15 protein-coding genes are annotated in these 16487 nt (G+C 71.3%); 7 read left to right on the forward strand and 8 right to left on the reverse strand.

Going from position 1 to position 16487, the window contains the following annotated elements; genetic code table 11:
* Position 1 precedes the first annotated feature (1 nt).
* Complete coding sequence (locus ABZX61_RS00445) at positions 2-1195, forward strand: sigma-70 family RNA polymerase sigma factor (RefSeq protein WP_355190296.1); 1194 nt, start codon at positions 2-4, stop codon at positions 1193-1195.
* On the opposite strand, the gene ABZX61_RS00450 is transcribed toward ABZX61_RS00445, so the two are convergent.
* Positions 1173-1733 (reverse strand): dihydrofolate reductase family protein, encoded by a 561-nt coding sequence (locus tag ABZX61_RS00450; protein WP_355190298.1) that lies wholly within the window; start codon positions 1731-1733, stop codon positions 1173-1175. The two genes, ABZX61_RS00445 and ABZX61_RS00450, sit on opposite strands and share 23 nt — an antisense overlap.
* A gap of 72 nt (positions 1734-1805) precedes the next feature.
* Between ABZX61_RS00450 and ABZX61_RS00455 the strand changes: the two genes are divergently transcribed.
* Genes ABZX61_RS00455 through ABZX61_RS00465 form a run of 3 tightly spaced genes read left to right on the forward strand, consistent with a single transcriptional unit; the run spans position 1806 to position 3604 of the window.
* Positions 1806-2375 carry a TetR family transcriptional regulator gene (locus tag ABZX61_RS00455; protein WP_355191437.1) on the forward strand — a complete coding sequence of 190 codons (570 nt, stop codon included), beginning with the start codon at positions 1806-1808 and terminating at the stop codon, positions 2373-2375.
* A 9-nt stretch (positions 2376-2384) separates the two neighbouring features.
* Positions 2385-3161, forward strand: coding sequence for a phosphotransferase (locus ABZX61_RS00460; protein ID WP_355190300.1), 777 nt, complete (start codon positions 2385-2387; stop codon positions 3159-3161).
* Positions 3158-3604, forward strand: coding sequence for a GNAT family N-acetyltransferase (locus ABZX61_RS00465; protein WP_355190302.1), 447 nt, complete (start codon positions 3158-3160; stop codon positions 3602-3604). Before ABZX61_RS00460 ends, ABZX61_RS00465 begins: the two co-directional genes overlap by 4 nt.
* Here ABZX61_RS00465 and ABZX61_RS00470 read toward each other — a convergent pair.
* Genes ABZX61_RS00470 through ABZX61_RS00485 form a run of 4 tightly spaced genes read right to left on the reverse strand, consistent with a single transcriptional unit; the run spans position 3594 to position 7339 of the window.
* Positions 3594-4418: a class II fructose-bisphosphate aldolase gene (locus tag ABZX61_RS00470; RefSeq protein WP_355190304.1), complete on the reverse strand. Its 825-nt coding sequence runs from the start codon at positions 4416-4418 to the stop codon at positions 3594-3596. The two genes, ABZX61_RS00465 and ABZX61_RS00470, sit on opposite strands and share 11 nt — an antisense overlap.
* Positions 4419-4428: 10 nt before the next feature.
* Complete coding sequence (locus tag ABZX61_RS00475; protein WP_350731067.1) at positions 4429-5337, reverse strand: 1-phosphofructokinase family hexose kinase; 909 nt, start codon at positions 5335-5337, stop codon at positions 4429-4431.
* Positions 5337-6470, reverse strand: coding sequence for an N-acetylglucosamine-6-phosphate deacetylase (gene nagA / locus ABZX61_RS00480; RefSeq protein ID WP_350731069.1), 1134 nt, complete (start codon positions 6468-6470; stop codon positions 5337-5339). The genes ABZX61_RS00475 and nagA overlap by 1 nt, the downstream gene beginning before the upstream one ends.
* Positions 6467-7339 (reverse strand): sugar isomerase, encoded by an 873-nt coding sequence (locus ABZX61_RS00485; RefSeq protein WP_355190306.1) that lies wholly within the window; start codon positions 7337-7339, stop codon positions 6467-6469. Before ABZX61_RS00485 ends, nagA begins: the two co-directional genes overlap by 4 nt.
* Positions 7340-7468: 129 nt before the next feature.
* Between ABZX61_RS00485 and ABZX61_RS00490 the strand changes: the two genes are divergently transcribed.
* From ABZX61_RS00490 to ABZX61_RS00500, 3 genes are all read left to right on the forward strand, one after another.
* Positions 7469-8239, forward strand: a complete 771-nt coding sequence (locus tag ABZX61_RS00490) for a DeoR/GlpR family DNA-binding transcription regulator (protein ID WP_350731073.1) — start codon at positions 7469-7471, stop codon at positions 8237-8239.
* A 152-nt stretch (positions 8240-8391) separates the two neighbouring features.
* The gene (locus ABZX61_RS00495) at positions 8392-10068 is read left to right on the forward strand and encodes a glycerol-3-phosphate dehydrogenase/oxidase (protein WP_355191439.1); all 1677 of its coding nucleotides are present in this window, start codon (positions 8392-8394) and stop codon (positions 10066-10068) included.
* A gap of 67 nt (positions 10069-10135) precedes the next feature.
* A complete protein-coding gene (locus ABZX61_RS00500; protein ID WP_355190308.1) occupies positions 10136-10615 on the forward strand; it encodes a DinB family protein in 480 nt (159 codons plus the stop codon).
* Positions 10616-10677: 62 nt separating this feature from the next.
* Here the strand turns inward: ABZX61_RS00500 and ABZX61_RS00505 are convergent, their stop codons facing one another.
* From ABZX61_RS00505 to ABZX61_RS00515, 3 genes are all read right to left on the reverse strand, one after another.
* Entirely contained in the window at positions 10678-11931 is a 1254-nt protein-coding gene (locus ABZX61_RS00505; RefSeq protein WP_355190310.1) for a S8 family serine peptidase, read from the reverse strand.
* Positions 11932-12102: 171 nt separating this feature from the next.
* The gene (locus ABZX61_RS00510; RefSeq protein WP_355190312.1) at positions 12103-14079 is read right to left on the reverse strand and encodes a beta-propeller domain-containing protein; all 1977 of its coding nucleotides are present in this window, start codon (positions 14077-14079) and stop codon (positions 12103-12105) included.
* Between the two features lie 31 nt (positions 14080-14110).
* On the reverse strand, positions 14111-16426 hold the full coding sequence (locus ABZX61_RS00515; RefSeq protein ID WP_355190314.1) for a WD40 repeat domain-containing serine/threonine protein kinase: 2316 nt from the start codon (positions 16424-16426) through the stop codon (positions 14111-14113).
* Positions 16427-16487 lie beyond the last annotated feature (61 nt).

Consider the following 16487-nt stretch of genomic DNA (forward strand, 5'->3'; position numbering starts at 1 on the left):
CATGCCGGAGACCGCGGTCGAGCGGGTGTTCCGCGAGGAGTACGGCAGGTCCGTCGCCGTGCTCGTGCGGGTCTTCGGTGACATCGGCATCGCCGAGGAGGCGGTGCAGGAGGCGTTCAGCGTGGCGGTGCGGCAGTGGCCGTCCGCCGGAGTGCCGCCGAGCCCGGCCGGGTGGATCATCACGACCGCCCGCAACCGGGCCGTCGACCGGTTGCGCAGGGAGTCGGCGCGGCCTGGCAAGTACGCGCAGGCCGCGCTCCTGCACGCCCAGGACGAGCCCGTGGACGTGGGGCCCGTCCAGGACGACCGGCTGCGGTTGATCTTCACGTGCTGCCACCCCGCGCTGGCCGTCCACGCGCGGGTGGCTCTCACGCTGCGGCTGCTCGGCGGGCTGACGACGGCGGAGATCGCCCGCGCGTTCCTGGTGCCCGAGGCGACGCTGGCGCAGCGGCTGGTGCGGGCGAAGAGCAAGATCCGGACCGCCGGGATCCCGTACCGGATCCCGGCGCAGGCCGATCTGCCCGAACGCCTGCGCGCGGTGCTGGCCGTGGTCTATCTGATCTTCAACGAAGGGTATACGGCCGTCCGCGCGGACCTGTGCGCCGAGGCCGTCCGGCTCGGGCGGTTGCTGGTCGAGCTCATGCCGGACGAGCCCGAGGCCACGGGGCTGCTCGCGCTGATGCTGCTGATCGAGTCGCGCCGCGCCGCCCGTACCTCCGAGGAGGGCGAGCTGGTGCTGCTGGGGGAGCAGGACCGCGGGCTGTGGGACCGCGAGCTCATCGCGGAGGGCCAGGAGCTCGTACGGCGGTGCCTGCGGCGTGACGAGCCCGGCCCGTACCAGATCCAGGCCGCGATCAACGCCGTGCACAGCGACGCGGCGAGCGCGAAGGACACCGACTGGGGGCAGATCGTGCGGCTGTACGACCTGCTGGCGCAGCTGGACCCGGGCCCGGTCGTGGCGGTGCATCGGGCGGTGGCGGTGGCCGAGGTGGAGGGACCCGAGGTGGCGTTGGGGCTGCTCAAGGGGCCCGACGACTACTACATGTTCCACGCGGTGCGGGCCGACCTGCTGCGGCGGCTCGGGCGCGAGGAGGAGGCCGCGGCGGCGTACGAGGCCGCGGCCGCGCGGGCGGGCAACGACGTGGAGCGGGACTTCCTGCGCAGTCGGTTGATCACTGGCGGGCGTACGTCATGACCACCGCCCCGTTGCTGTAGGTCTTCGAGCCGGTCAGCGTGAACACGGTCGGCCGGAACTCGCCGTCGAACGCCGGGATGCCCGCCCCGGCCACCACCGGGTAGCACTTGATGATCAGCTCGTCGATCTCCGGCAGCAGGGCGCCGGCCAGCTTGCCGCCCCCGCAGAGGTAGATGTCCAGGCCCTCCTCCTGCTTGAGCCGGCGCACCAGGCCGAGCGGGTCGCCGGTGACCAGCTCGACGGCCGGGTCCTCGATCTCCATGGTGCTGGACACGACGTACTGCCGCAGGTGGGCGTACGGGCTGGTCACGGCCTTGTCGATCTGGTACGTGGCGCGGCCCATGAGCACCGTGTCGAAGCGCTGGTTGGGCGCGTCGAGGCCGATCATGGCGCGGAGGTGGGTGGGGACGGTCTCGGGGTAACGGGCGTTGACGTCGGCCATCATGTCGTCGGCCCACGGGTAGAAGTCGAACTCGCCGTTCGGCCCCGCGATGTAGCCGTCGATGGAGGTGGCGATGTAGTACACGAGCTTCCGCAAAACGACTCCAGATAAAGTACTATGGTTGAAGTGATTTGACCGTAGTACTACAGATGGAGTGGTGTCAACGTGGTGAGGCAGAACGTCGCCAGGCGGACGGCGCTGGTCGATGCCGCGATCGAGGTGCTGGCCAGGGAAGGGGCCCGCGGGCTGACGTTCAGGGCGGTGGACCAGCAGGCGGAGGTGCCGCCGGGCACCGCGTCCAACTACTTCCCCAGTCGCGACGAGCTGTTCACCCAGGCGGGCGGCCGGATCTACGAGCTCCTGCAGCCGGAGGCCGCCATGACCGCCGCCCACATGAGCGGGCCGCGTGACCGCGACCGGGTGGTCGCGCTGATGCACGAGGTGGTCGATCGCGTGGCGGCGTACAGGTCGGGCTACCTGGCGCTGCTGGAGCTGCGCCTGGAGGCCACCCGGCGGCCGGAGCTGCGGGCCGTGCTGACCGAGCGGATCCGCGCTGACGTGGACGCGAACGTGCGCAACCATCTCGAATCGGGCCTCCCCGGCGACACGACGAGCGTGGTGCTGCTCTACCTCGCCATGAACTGGCTGGTCGTCGAGCGGCTCACGCTGCCCGACGTGTTCGGCGAGGAGGAGATCCACAAGCTCGTGACCAGCGCCGTTGAGCGGTTGGTGCCCTAGCATGCGGGCATGGCCGACCTACGCCACACGCACGAGCTGGCCTTCGCCGGCGACGTCGTCATCAAGCGCTACATGGACAGCAAGCCCGGCGCGGCCGAGCGCGAGTGGCGCGCGCTGAACCTGCTGGCCGAGCACGCCCCCGGCCTGGCCCCCGAGCCGATCGGCTACGAGGACGGCGTGGTGACGATGTCCCGGATCGACGGGGTGTCGCTGCGCGGGCTGCTCGCGACGGCGGTGCACGTGGCGGCCTTGGTCGAGGCGCTGACCGAGCTGCACACCGCGGTGCCGCCGCACGTGCTCCGGGCCGTCCCGCTGCGCCCGTGGCAGCTGGAGGCGCTCGCCGACTGGGCCGGGCGGCGCGGCGAGCGCTGGCAGCCCAGGGACCCGCTGGCGGACCGGGCGGTCAAGGAGGGCACGCGGTGGCTGCGGAGCTGGTCGCCGGGCGAGTCGGGGGTCACGCCGGCGTTCGGGGCGGGCGACGGCAACCTGGCGAACTTCCTGTGGGACGGCACCCGCGTCCGCATCGTCGACTACGAGGACTCGGGGCGCAGCGACGTGGCGTTCGAGTTGGCCGAGGCGGCCGAGCACGTGTCGATGTGGGTGGACGGCGAGGTGGAGATCGCGCACCGGTTCGAGCTGAGCCCGGCGGAGGAGCGGCGGATGCGCGACTGCCGCAAGCTGCACGCGCTCGTCTGGCTGTTCCTGCTCTCGCACGAGCATCCGCGCAATCCGCCGGGCACCTTCGAACGACAGGTCGAACGCGTGCTGGCAACATTGGCGGCATGAGACTGGCGGATCACACCGACAAGGCGGCCGTGGAGCGGCTGGTCCACGACGCGTACTCGCCCTGGATCGAGGTCGTCGGCATGCGGCCGCTGCCGATGGAGGCCGACTACGGCGCGCTCATCGCGGCCGGCCGGGTGCACGTCACCGACGCGCTCGACGGGCTCCTCGACGCGCTCATCGTGCTCGTCCCCGAGGACGGCGTCCTGCTGGTGGAGAACGTCGCCGTGCGGCCCGGCCGCCAGGGCAGGGGCCTCGGGCGGGCGCTGATGGCGTACGCCGAGGAGGAGGCGCGCCGGCTGGGGCTGCCCGCGCTGCGCCTCTACACCAACGTCAAGATGACCACCAACATCGCGCTGTACGAGTCGCTCGGCTATGTCGAGACCGGCCGCATGGGCGTCGAAGGCCGCTCCGCGGTCATGATGCGCAAACAGCTCACCCCGTGAGGACGCCCAGGAGGTGGCTGACCTCCCTGGCCACCGCGTCCCGCCCGGCCTTGAGATATTTGCGGGAGTCGACCACGCGCTCGTCGTGGGCCAGGTAGTCGCGCACCGCACCGGTGAACGCCTTGTTCAGGTGGGTCGCGATGTTGATCTTCTTCATGCCGGTCCGCACGGCCTCGCGCAGCACGTCGTCCGGCACCCCCGACGAGCCGTGCAGCACCAGCGGCACCGGAACCGCGGCCCGCAGCTCGGCGATGAGCGCCAGGTCCAGCACCGCGTCCTTGGTCGTCATGGCGTGCGAGGTGCCCACGGCCACGGCCAGGGCGTCGACCCCGGTCTTGGCGACGTAGTCGACCGCCTCGTGCGGCTTGGTGCGCGCGCCGGGCGCGTGCACGCCGTCCTTGCCCCCGACCTCGCCCAGCTCGGCCTCCACCCACACGCCGCGCTCGTGGCACCACGCCACCACCTCGGCGGTCGTGCGGACGTTGTCGTCGTCGGGCAGGGCCGAGGCGTCGAACATCACCGAGCCCAGCCCCAGCTTCACCGCCTCCTCCACGAGCGCGCGGTCGGTGGCGTGGTCGAGGTGGACCGCGACCGGCACCTCGGCCCGCCTGGCCACCGCCAGCGAGGCCAGCGCGACGGGCTCCAGCGCGCCGTGGTAGCGCACGCAGTTTTCGCTGATCTGCAGCACCACCGGCAGGCCCAGGGCCTCGGCGCCGGCCACGATGGCGGTGGCGTGCTCGAGCTGGATCACGTTGAAGGCGCCCACCCCGGCGGGCGACTGGCGGACGATGTCGCCGATGGCAACAAGGGGCATGACGTGCTCCTTACGTGATGATGATCTGGGGGTGTATGTCGGCGTAGACGTCGGGGTCGAAGTCGCCGGCCACGGGCGCGGCCACGGCGGCCGCGCCGAGCGCCGCGGCCCGCCTGAGGCTGTCGGGCCACGACGCCGACTCCACCAGACCCAGCGCGAGCCCGGCGACCAGCGAGTCGCCCGCCCCCGTCGGATTACCCCGCACGGTGTACGGCATGCGCGCGGTGAAGGTGCCCTCCCCGGTGACCGCCAGCAGCCCGTCGGCGCCCATGGACACCACCACGGCCCCGGCGCCCTGGCTGCGCAGCGCCTGCGCGCCCTCGGCCGGGCTGCCGCCGGGGACGGCCCTGGCCAGCTCCTCCCGGTTGGGCTTGACCACGGAGGGGCGGCCCTTGGGAGCGTGGCGGAGGGGATCGCCGTCGGCGTCCACGATGGCCGGGACCCCCTTGCCGGCGGCGACGGCCGCCAGCGTGGCGTAGGTGTCGGCGGGGACGCCACGCGGGAGGCTGCCCGAGATGACGACCGCGCCGGCGGCGTCGAGGAGCGATTCGAAACGCCGGACGAAGCCCGCCAGCTCGGCGGGGGTGACCTCCGGGCCGGGCTCGTTGAACAGCGCCGTACGCGTGCCCGCCTGCTCCGAGACGACCAGCGTCGTGCGGGAGTCGGCGGCGACGGGGTGCAGGGCGGCGGGCAGGCCGGCCGCCCGCAGGTCGTCCTCGATCGCCCGCCCGGTGGGGCCACCCGCGAGCCCCGTGACCAGCACGTCCTGGCCCAGCGCGGCCAGGACGCGGGCGACGTTGACGCCCTTGCCGCCGGCGCGCCGGTGCACCGCGCTGACCCGGTTGACCCCGTCCCAGTCGACGTCGGGGACCTGGTAGGTCACGTCGAGGGCGGCGTTGAGCGTCACGGTGAGGATCATCAGGGCTCCGTGATCCAGACGCCGTCCTTCATCACCCCGGCCACCTCCAGCGAGTCGGACAGCACCACCAGGTCGGCCGCCTTGCCCACGGCGATCGAGCCGATGCGGTCGGCCAGGCCCAGCACCCGCGCGGGCGTCAGGGAGGCCACCTGGACCGCGTCGGGCAGCGACATCCCGACCTCCTGGACGCTGCGCCGGAACGCGACGTCCATGGTCAGCGTGGATCCCGCGATCGAGCCGCCCTCGACCAGCCTGGCCACGCCGTCCTCCACCCGCACCCGCATGGGGCCGAGCACGTAGTCGCCGTCGCCGAGCCCGGTGGCCGACATCGCGTCGGTGATCAGCGCCGTCCGGCCGGGACCCGCCACCTCGTACGCCAGGCGCAGCATGGCCGGATGCACGTGCACACCGTCGTTGATCAGCTCGACCGTCACCCGCTCGTCGTCGAGCAGCGCGGCCACCGGGCCGGGCGCGCGGTGGCCCAGCGGCGGCATCGCGTTGTAGAGGTGGGTCGCCACGCTCGCGCCCGCCTCGATGCCCTCGATCGTCGTCTCGTAGTCGGCGTCGCTGTGCCCCACGGCCGCGATCACGCCTTCGGCGGCGGCCATGCGGATGAAGTCGAGCGCGCCGGGCAGCTCGGCCGCGATGGTCACCATGCGGACGTGCCCGCGCCCGGCCTTCAGCAGCTCCGAGAGCTCCTGCCGGGACGGCTCCCGCAGCAGCGTCGGGTCGTGCGCGCCGCAGCGGGCCTTGGCGATGTAGGGGCCTTCGAGGTGGATGCCGGTCAGCAGCCCTTCCTCGCACAGCTCGGCCAGCGCCGCCACGGCCCTGGTCAGCCCGTCGATCGAGTCGGTGACCAGGCTGGCCATGGTCGTGGTGGTGCCGTGGCGGCGGTGCAGCTCGACGGCCTCACGCGCCTTGTCCTGCTCGCCGGTCGGGAACGAGCCACCCGCGCCCCCGTGGTTGTGGATGTCCACGAACCCGGGGATGACGTGCCGCCCACCCACGCTCAGACCCTGACCTGGGGCGGATCCGCGGCCAACATGCGTGATGCGGCCGTCTTCGATGGTCAGCCACCCCTCGTGGATCCCCTCGGGGGTCACGATCCTGGCGTCGGCAAGAGTAAGGCTCATGAAGAAAGAATCACAGATCGCGTGAGGTGCATGGGCTCGTCCGGGTTCAGCCCTTGGGCGAAGGCCCGGGCGACGGCCACCCGCTGCGCGCGGATCAGCTCGGCCATGGGGTCGAGCGCGGTCTCGAAGAACGTCCCGCCGGTCTCCTCGACCTGCGCGCGCAGGCCCTCGGGGGCGGCGCCGAGCATCCACGTCACGCGTCCGGGAGCGGCGATGCTGATCGGGCCGTGCCGGTACTCCATCGCCGGGTACGCCTCCGTCCACGAGCGGGACGCCTCGCGCATCTTCAGCGCCGCCTCCTGCGCCAGGCCGACCGACCAGCCGGCGCCGAGGAAGCTGAACTGCTCGGCCCGCACCAGCTCGTCGGGCAGCGGCGCGGCCACGGCGGCCTCGGCGTCCTCGACGGCCTTGGTGAGGTCCTCGCCGAGGCTGGCGCGCAGCAGGGCCAGCTGCGTGGTCGCGAACCTGGTCTGCACGACCGACTGCTCGTCGGCGTAGTCGAGCACGACGACCTCGTCGGCGGCCGTCATGATCGGCGTGCCGGGGTCGGCGGTGATGGCCGTGGTCTTCGTGGTCGTCCTGGCCAGCAGCTCCAGCACCTCGGTCGTGGTGCCGGACCGGGTCAGCGCGAGCACGCGGTCGTACGAGCGCCCGATCGGGGCCTCGGAGGCGGCGAAGGCGTCGGTCTCGCCGTGCCCGGCCCGCTCGCGCAGGGCGGCGTACGCCATCGCGATGAACCACGACGTGCCGCACCCGACCACGGCGACCCGCTCGCCGTGGCGCGGCAGCGCGTCGGCGGGAACGCTCGCGATGGCGCGGCGCCAGCACGACGGCTGGGACGCGATCTCGGCCTCGGTGTGGGTGGTCACCACTTGCCTCCCCGGCGATTGATTGTTTCTGCTGGTTTTATACCAGGAAAGTGCATTAATGGACACTGTTGGCCCTGCCCTGGCTGGTTGTGCCACGCTTGCCCTTGTCCCCATCGCCTAGGAGGCCTTGTGTCCCGGTACGACCGCTGGAACGCCATCCTCGAGCTGGTGGCCCAGGAAGGCAGACTGTCGGTGGAGGAGGCCAGCCAGGCGCTCGGCGTCTCCACGGCGACGATCCGGCGGGACTTCGACCAGCTGGCCCAGCAGCAGATGCTCATGCGCACGCGGGGCGGGGCGGTCGCGCAGAGCGTGAGCTACGACCTGCCGCTGCGCTACAAGACGGCCAGGCACGCCGACGAGAAGCACCGCATCGCGACCGCGGCGGCCGAGCTGGTGACGCCCGGCGCCGTGGTGGGGCTCAACGGCGGCACGACCACCTCGGAGCTGGCGCGCACGCTCGCCACGCTGTCCACGCTGGAGAGCGGGTTCACGATCGTCACGAACGCGCTGAACATCGCGGCCGAGCTGACCGTCCGCCAGCACGTCAAGATCGTGGTGACCGGCGGGGTGGCCAGGCAGCAGTCGTACGAGCTCATCGGGCCGCTGGCCACCGGGGTGCTGGAGCAGGTGACGCTGGACGTGGCGTTCCTCGGGGTGGACGCGCTCGACGTCGAGCTCGGCGCGTCGGCCCACCACGAGGGGGAGGCGAGCGTCAACCACCTGCTGATCAGCCGGGCCGCGCACGTGGTCGTGGTGGCCGACTCCTCCAAGATCGGGAAGCGGGCCTTCTCCCGGATCTGCCCGATCGGGCAGATCGACACGCTGGTCACCGACGCCCAGCTCTCCGACGCGCTGGCCGCGGAGCTGACGGAGGCGGGCGTGAAGGTCATCCGCGCCTGACCCCCGCGTCGTCGTCCGCCGCGTTACAGCGTGACCGCCCTGAGGGTAGGTATCGAGGCGCAGGCGACAAAGCCGTATCAGGGGGAGATATGACGCCGGGAAGGTGCGTGGCTCAGCTCGGGCCGGCGGAGCGGACCGCGGCCTTGGAGCGCATGGCCGGGGAGAACTTCGACGTGGTCGTGGTCGGCGGCGGCATCGTGGGCGCCGGGATCGCGCTCGACGCCGCGACCAGGGGGCTCGACGTGGCCCTGGTGGAGGCCAGGGACTTCGCCTCCGGCACCTCCTCGCGCTCCTCGAAGCTCATCCACGGGGGCCTGCGATACCTGGAGCAGCTCAACTTCGAGCTGGTGCGCGAGGCCCTGCGGGAGCGGGCGCTGCTGCTGCAGCGGATCGCCCCGCACCTGGTCAAGCCGGTGCCGTTCCTCTTCCCGCTGACCCACTACGTGTGGGAGCGGGTCTACGTCGGCGCGGGCGTGGCGCTCTACGACACGCTCGGCGCCGCGGCCGGGACCACCCGTGGCGTGCCGGGCCACCGGCATCTGTCCAGGTCGCGGGCGCTGCGGCTGGCCCCGGCGCTCAAGAAGTCCGCCCTCACGGGCGCCGTCCAGTACTGGGACGCGCAGATGGACGACGCCCGCTATGTGGTGAGCCTGCTGCGCACCGCCGCCACCTACGGCGCGCAGATCGCGCCGCGGGCGCAGGTGCTGGGGTTCCTGCGGGAGGGCGAGCGGGTCACCGGCGTACGCGTGCGCGACCTGGAGCTGGGCGACGAGCTGGACGTACGCGCCCAGCAGGTGGTGAACGCCACCGGCGTCTGGACCGACGACATCCAGGAGCTGGTCGGAGGCCGGGGCCAGATCCACGTACGCGCGTCCAAGGGCATCCACCTCGTGGTCCCGCGGGACCGGATCCACTCGCTGACCGGGATCATCCTGCGCACGGAGAAGTCCGTGCTCTTCGTGATCCCCTGGGGCCGCCACTGGATCATCGGCACCACCGACACCGAGTGGACGCTCGACAAGAGCCACCCCGCCGCCTCCCGCGCGGACATCGACTACCTGCTCGACCACGTCAACTCCGTCCTGTCCGTGCCCCTGAACCACGACGACGTCGAAGGCGTCTACGCGGGGCTGCGCCCGCTGCTGTCGGGCGAGTCGGAGGAGACCTCCAAGCTGTCCAGGGAGCACGTGGTGGCGCACCCGGTGCCGGGCCTGGTCATGATCGCGGGCGGGAAGTACACGACCTACCGGGTCATGGCCAAGGACGCGGTGGACGCCGTGGCGCACGGGCTCGACCAGCGGGTGCCGCGCTCGTGCACCGACCGCATCCCGCTCGCGGGCGCCGAGGGCTTCCAGGCGCTGTGGAACTCCAGGCACCGCATCGCCCTCACCTCCGGGCTGCACGTGGCCAGGATCGAGCACCTGCTGCAGCGCTACGGCTCGATGATCGACGAGGTGCTGGAGCTGATCGAGCACGAGCCGTCGCTGGGCAGGCCGCTGTCGGGAGCCGACGACTATCTGCGCGCCGAGATCGTCTACGCCGCCACCCACGAGGGGGCCAGGCATCTCAACGACGTGCTGACCCGGCGTACGCGCATCTCGATCGAGACCTTCCACCGCGGCCTGGCCGTGGCGCAGGAGGCCGCCGAGCTGATGGCGGGGCCGCTCGGCTGGGACAGCGAGCAGGTGAAAAGGGAGGTGGAATACTACACAAAGCGTGTCGAGGCGGAGCGCCGCTCGCAGGAGCAGGTCTCCGACCAGGAGGCCGACGCGATCAGGCTCGGCGCGCCGGAGATCGTCCCCGTCGTCGCCCCGGAGCAGCCCTCATGAGCGAGCGTAGCGAGCGAACAATTGGACACGCGAGCGACTCGCTCGTGCGACCGACGAAGGAGGGCGCATGAGCGAGCCGTCCAACCAGCTCTCCGACCCCCGCGCGCTGCTGGAGGGCTACCTCGACCACTATCGCGAGGAGATCCTGCGCAAGCTGGACGGGTTCCCCGAACCCGAGGTGAGCCGGGTGCCGTCGGGGTGGACGCCCGTGTCGATGCTCAAGCACCTGGCGTACATGGAGCGGCGCTGGTTCGTCTGGGACTTCGCGGGCGAGCAGGTCGAGGACCCGTGGAGCGACCGCGACGAGGATGACATGCTCGTCGCGGCCGAGTCGTTCGAGGAGATCAAGGACTTCTACCTGGCGCAGTGCGAGCGGTCCAGGCGGGCGGTGGCGGGGGCGGGCCTGTCCGACGTGGCCTCGCGGATCGGCCGGTTCCAGCCGCCCGAGGAGCCGCCGACGCTGGCGTGGATCATGTTCCACGTCCTGGAGGAGTACATGCGGCACGCCGGCCACCTGGACATCGCCCGCGAGCTGGCCGAGTCGTAAGGGGGAGGGGGCGGCACGCGGCGCTGCGGGATCCGCGCACCGCCCCTTTCCAGGATGGTCTGTCAGTACTGCGTGGCGTCGTGCACGTCGAGCAGGGGCTCCTTGACGCCGTCGCCGGAGTCGTCGGTCCAGTTGGAGTTACCGGTGGAGATCAGCTTGGTCCGTACGGCCAGCGAGCCCGCCCTGGTCGTCGGCTTGCGGGCGCCCGCGGTGAGGATGCCGGCCGCGCCCGCCACGTGGGGGCTGGCCATCGAGGTGCCGCTGATCGTGTTGTAGCCGCCGTTCATCCACGTCGAGTAGATGCAGGTGCCGGGTGCGGTGATCTCGACGGTGGCGCCGAAGTTGGAGTAGAACGCCGAGGTGTCGTCCTGGTCGGTCTCGCTGCGGCACGCGAGCGTGCTGCCGCCCGCGCCGCCGGCCAGGCCGTCGTTGTCGGTCAGCGCCGAGACGGTGACCACGTCGGGGTGGTTGGCGGGGAAGAACGAGGACGTGTTCGCGTGGTTGTTGCCCGCGGCCACCACGACCACGATGCCGGCGTTGACGGCCCTGGTGATCGCGTTGGTGATCGCGCTGCTCGTGCAGCCGTTGCAGCCCAGGCTCAGGTTGATGACCTCGATGGTGGAGGCGCGGGCCACCACCCAGTCGATGCCGGCGGCGATCCCGGCCAGGGTGCCGGAGCCGGCGGAGTTGAGCACCTTCACGGCGTGGATGCGGGCGCCGGGGGCGACGCCGACCGAGCCGATGGAGTTGTCGATCGCGCCGACGATGCCCGCGACGTGCGAGCCGTGGCCGTTGTCGTCCACGCCGGCGTTGTTCGTGCAGACGCCGGACACGCAGTTGGCGCGGGCGACCACGTTCAGGTCGGGGTGGGTGTAGTCGACGCCGGTGTCGATGACGGCGACGTCCGTGTCGATGCGCACGTCATCGGTGCCGTCGATGTCGAGGTTCGGGTTGCTTGGGCCGAAGATGCGCCGTACGCCGGTGGGCGTGGTCTGCGCGAAGGCGGTCACCTCGGCGTCGGGCTCGACGCTGAGGACGTTCGGGTTCCGCTTGAGCTGCTCGGCCGCGCTCGCGCTCAGGCGGGCGGTGTAGCCCTTGAACGCGTGCTCGTAGACGCCGACGAGCTGGCCGCCGGCCTGGGACACCTGGTCCTGGGCCGCGCTGCGGGGCGCCGCCCGCATGGTCGGCTTGAGTTCGACGATGTACGTCCCGTCCGCGGCCTGCGCGTCCTGCGTGGCGGCGGAGGCGGGCGGCGGCGCCATGGCTAACGCCATGGCGCTGACGAGCAATGCGAGCAGGGGGGTGCGTGTTCGCATCGGCGTGAGCCCTTCCTGTGTCGCGGACCCAGGAGACCCATGTCATGACAAATCCACTGAGTCCGACATTACATGGTTAGTAAAGTTTTCATCAGTTGTCGGGTCCTGTCCATCGAAAAAGGTGCCAATTTCATACGAAATCAGCACCTTTTCTTGGGGGGATTTTTGTGCTCAGCGGAGCGGGATCCAGGCCTGTTGCGCCAGCGTGGCGGCGTCGTTGACCTGCATGCCGTCGTACGAGAGCGTCCAGATCGAGTCGCCGATGACCAGCGCCCGCTCGATCCCGGCCTGGTATTCGTCCATGGCCGGGTGCTTGATCATGCCGAGCTTCGTCACGCCCGAGTCGTCGATCTTCAGGACGAGCCCGCCCGACTCGTTCTGCTGGGTCAGCGGGATCACCGCCAGGCCGGTCTTGGGCCAGTACAGGAACGCGTGCGGATCCCACTCGGCCGCCGAGCCCGAGTCCTTCTGGAACAGCTGCGACAGCCTGCGCGGGCCGGCCGGATCGCTCACGTCGAACAGCGACACCTGGGTGCCCAGCGTCCTGCCCTTCTCGCTGGCCTCCTGGCCGATGCCGATCAGCCGGCCCTCGGCGCCGGGGTGCAGGTACGCGGAGTAGCCGGTGATCTTCAGCTCGCCCGTCACCTTGGGCGCCGCCGCGTCGCGCAGGTCGAGCGTGTAGAGCGGGTCGACCTGCTTGAACGTGACGCAGTAGCCGACCGGGCCGATGAACCTGACCGAGTAGATCCGCTCGCCCTCGCCGAGGCCGCCGACCTCGCCGGTCTTGGCCATGGTGTCGGCCTTGAGCACGTACACGGCGCTGGAGCTGGTCTTGCCGTCCGGGGAGGTGAGCGTGGTGGCGACGCGCAGGTGACCGTCGTACTCCGACAGCGAGTACTGGTTCAGCAGCCGGCCCGGGACCTTGCCCGAGGCCACGTAGGAGGGCGCGCCGGGCGAGCCGATGTCGAACCGGTGGACCTCGGTCTCCTCAGGCGGGATCGTCGGCTCCGGGCTGGGCGTCGGGGTGTCCGGCACCGGAGGGCTCGTGGGCGTGGGCTCCACGGCCGGGGCGGCGTCCCCGGAGGACGGTGCGGTCGTCGGGGTCTCCACCGCCGGTTCGCTGATCACCACCGGCATCCACCAGCGCGGGTTGCTGGCCACGTAGAGGCTGCTGCCGGTGCCGTACACGATGTCGCCGTCGGCCGCCAGGCTGATCGGGTCGGTGCCCGCGGCGGTCACGTCCTGCGCCAGGTCGATGGTGTGCACGGTCAGCAGCGAGGTGCCGGTGTAGTCGGCCGGGTGGCTGATCCGCTCGCACTTCACCGAGTCCTTCTTGACGGTGCCGGACGCGTCGGTGATCTCGATCTTGGGGAGCCAGGCGTCCGCCGGGGCCTGCCGGACCGCGGCCTGGTTGCGCTTGACGCGCTCGGTCTCGGAGACGTCGTCCTTGAACTCGGGGAAGGCGATGTCCGGCTGGCTGCGGGTGACCAGCCTGACCGTGGAGCCGACCATCCTGGCGTCCACGTACGAGCCCTGCGGCTTGATCGTGCTCAGCACCTTGGGCTTGCCCGACAGGTCGACCAGCACGTACCTGGTGTCGCCCGGCGGGGCGAAGCCGGCCATCCGCTTGTACATGATGTCGCCGCCGCGCATCAGCACCAGCGCCCGGTCGCCCGAGACGAGCAGGTCGGCGGGCACGCCGGGCCCGTTCTCGCCCTCTGTCAGCTTGAGCGAGCCGGTGACCTTCCTGGTGGCGGTGTCGATGATCCGCAGGACGCCGTCCTTGACCGTGATGACCCGGTTGCCGTCCGTCTTGACCACGTCGGGCTCGTCCACGCCGGTCTCGTGCACGTTCGTCGTGGAGTGCTCGGGGGTGCTCGTCTTGGCGTTCGCGGTGACCGAGCGGGCGGAGTCCTCCATGGCGGCGAAGGGCAGCACGTTGTCGAACCCGTACGGGGTGACGCGCTGGGCGGCGTGCTCGCGCAGCCCGGACAGCAGGTCGTCGCAGCCGGTGTAGGCCACCAGGCGGATCGCGCCGAGCGAGCTCACCCTGGGCTTCGGCGGCGCGCCCGCGGTCGTGGAGGTGCAGGCGACCGCGGCGGTCGCCAGCGCCGCGACGGTCGCGGCCGTGCGGATCAGCGTCTTCATGCCCTCATGACGGCTGCCCCGGGCGGATGGTTCAGGAGCCCTTGTTCGGGTTGGCGGTGAAGACCGGGCTGAAGTCGATGTCGTCCGGCACCTCGAGCAGCTTGCGCACGAGTTTCCCGGTGAAGTCGACCACCTGGACCTCGTCGTCGGCGCCGTTGTCCTGCTCCCAGCAGTAGAGATGGCTCTCGTCGTAGAAGCCGAGGACCTTGTCGCACTGGGAGGAGAACTTACGCAGGCGCTCGCCCGACCTGGTGTCCCAGATGCAGTGGTCGCCGTCTCCGCCGTTGGGGCAGTTCGTGACGAACGTCTTGCCCGAGGGCGAGAAGAGGTCCTGCGTGCCGGCGGACAGCGTGCCGATCTCGCTCGTCGAGTTCGTGGCCTTGCCCAGGGCGTTGAAGAAGCGCAGGCTGCGGTTCTTCTCGTCGCCATAGACGTTCACCGCGCCGTCCTCGGTGCCGTCGAAGCCGAAGGCCGTCTGGCGCACGGAGGTGTCGCTGACGTCGACCTGGGTGGCCTTCTTGGCGGCCACGTCCACCATGACGAAGCCCAGGTAGAGCCACTTGCTCCCGACCTTGCGCTCGGTGTTGAGCAGGATCTTCGAGCCGTCCCTCGACCACGCCCTGATGCTGCTGATCAGCGGCTCCTTGACGGTCTTGATCGTCGAACGGTCGCCCGTCCGCCGGTCGGTGAGGACGATGAAGTCGAAGTCGTCGGAGCTGTAGCTCCTGCCCCTTTCGGCGAGGTAGCGGCCGTCGGGGGAGACCAACGATTCCCAGTTGGCGGCGTACTTCGTGAACGAGCCGCGCAGCGACCCCCTGGCGTAGTCGATCCAGTCGTCCTTCTTCTTGTCGTAGATCTCGTAGGAGGTCAGCACGATCGCGTCGCCCGGGTCCTCGTAGAGGGAGATGTTCGCGCCGGGGAGCGTCTTCTTGATGCCCGGCCTCGGCACGGCCTGCTCGGTGGGGGCCGGGCTGGTGGTCGTCCTGCTCCTCGTCGAGGTCGTCGTCGGGGTTTTGGCCGGGCCGGCCAGCGTCGACGACTTGTCGACCTGGATGTAGACGACCACGCCGGCGAGGATCAGCAGCGCGACCGCCACCGTGATGCCGGCGACCAGCGGCGCCCTGCTCTTCCTCGGCCGCTGCTCGCCCCAGCTCGGGTGCGTGGGCTGGCCGTAGCCTCCGGGAGGCTGCCACGGCGGCTGGGGGGACGGGGCGACGGAGCCGGTGTGCGGGATCGGGCCGGAGTGCCCGCCGGGCCCGTACGGGACGGGGCCCGACGGCGGGACCGGGTGCGGGACCGGGTGCGGGGCCGGGTGCGGACCCGACGCGGGCCCTGACGGCGGACCTGGCAGGGGACCGGACATGGGCCCCGACGGCGGCCCGGAGTGTGGGCCCGAGTGCTGGCCGGAGTGCGGGCCCGGCGGCCCTGACGGCGACGCGAACGGCGACGGCGGTGCGGGGGCTGCCTCGGCGGCGGCCTGCGCGAGGAAGCCGGAGCCGGGCGCGGGCTGCGGCCCGGAGACGGGCGCGGCACCCGGCGCCGGGTGCCGCAGCAGCTGCATGATGACCTGCTCGGCCGTCGGCCGCTGCGCCGGGTCCTTGGACAGGCAAGCGGCCACCACGTCACGCAGCTGCCCGTCGAGCATGCCCAGGTCGGGATGCTGGTTGAGGACGCGGTTGATCACCGCGGGCATCGTGTCGCTGCCGAACGGCGCCTGCCCGGAGGCGGCGAAGACCATCGCGCTCGCCCACGAGAACATGTCGGCGGCCGGGCCGACCGTGTGCCCCATGATCTGCTCGGGCGACATGTACGCCGGCGTGCCCACGACCATGCTGCTGATCGTGGAGGTGGCGTTCAGCGCCCTGGCGATGCCGAAGTCGATCACCCGGGGCCCGTCGGCGCCGATGATCACGTTGGCCGGCTTGAAGTCACGGTGGACGATGCCGGCCTGGTGGATGGCGGCCAGCGCGGTGGCGGTGCCGATGGCCAGGCGGTGCAGCACGGTGCCCGTGCGCGGCCCCTCCTCCTGCACGACCCGGTGCAGGGAGGGCCCCTCGATGAACTCGCTGACGATGTACGGCCGATCCTCTTCCATCCCGGTGCCGAGGACGGCGGCGGTGCAGAACGGCGCCACCTGCTGGGCCACCTGGACCTCGCGCATGAACCTCTCGGCGCTCACCTGGTCGCCCGACAGGTCGGGGCGCAGCCATTTGACGGCCACGCGGGAGTCATTGTGGCCTTGGGCGAGGTAGACGACGCCCTGACCGCCCTCACCGAGCCGGCCGAGGAGATCCAGGCCCCCCAGCCGCTGTGGATCTCCGGGGCGTAGCGGAGCGAAGGTTGCCATGTAGGGATTCTGTCGCTACGGCGCGAATCCGCAAAAACTACCCGTGGGTAGCCGGGCGGAA

The sequence above is a fragment of the Nonomuraea sp. NPDC003709 genome (assembly GCF_040610775.1).
Classification (GTDB): domain Bacteria; phylum Actinomycetota; class Actinomycetes; order Streptosporangiales; family Streptosporangiaceae; genus Nonomuraea; species Nonomuraea angiospora_A.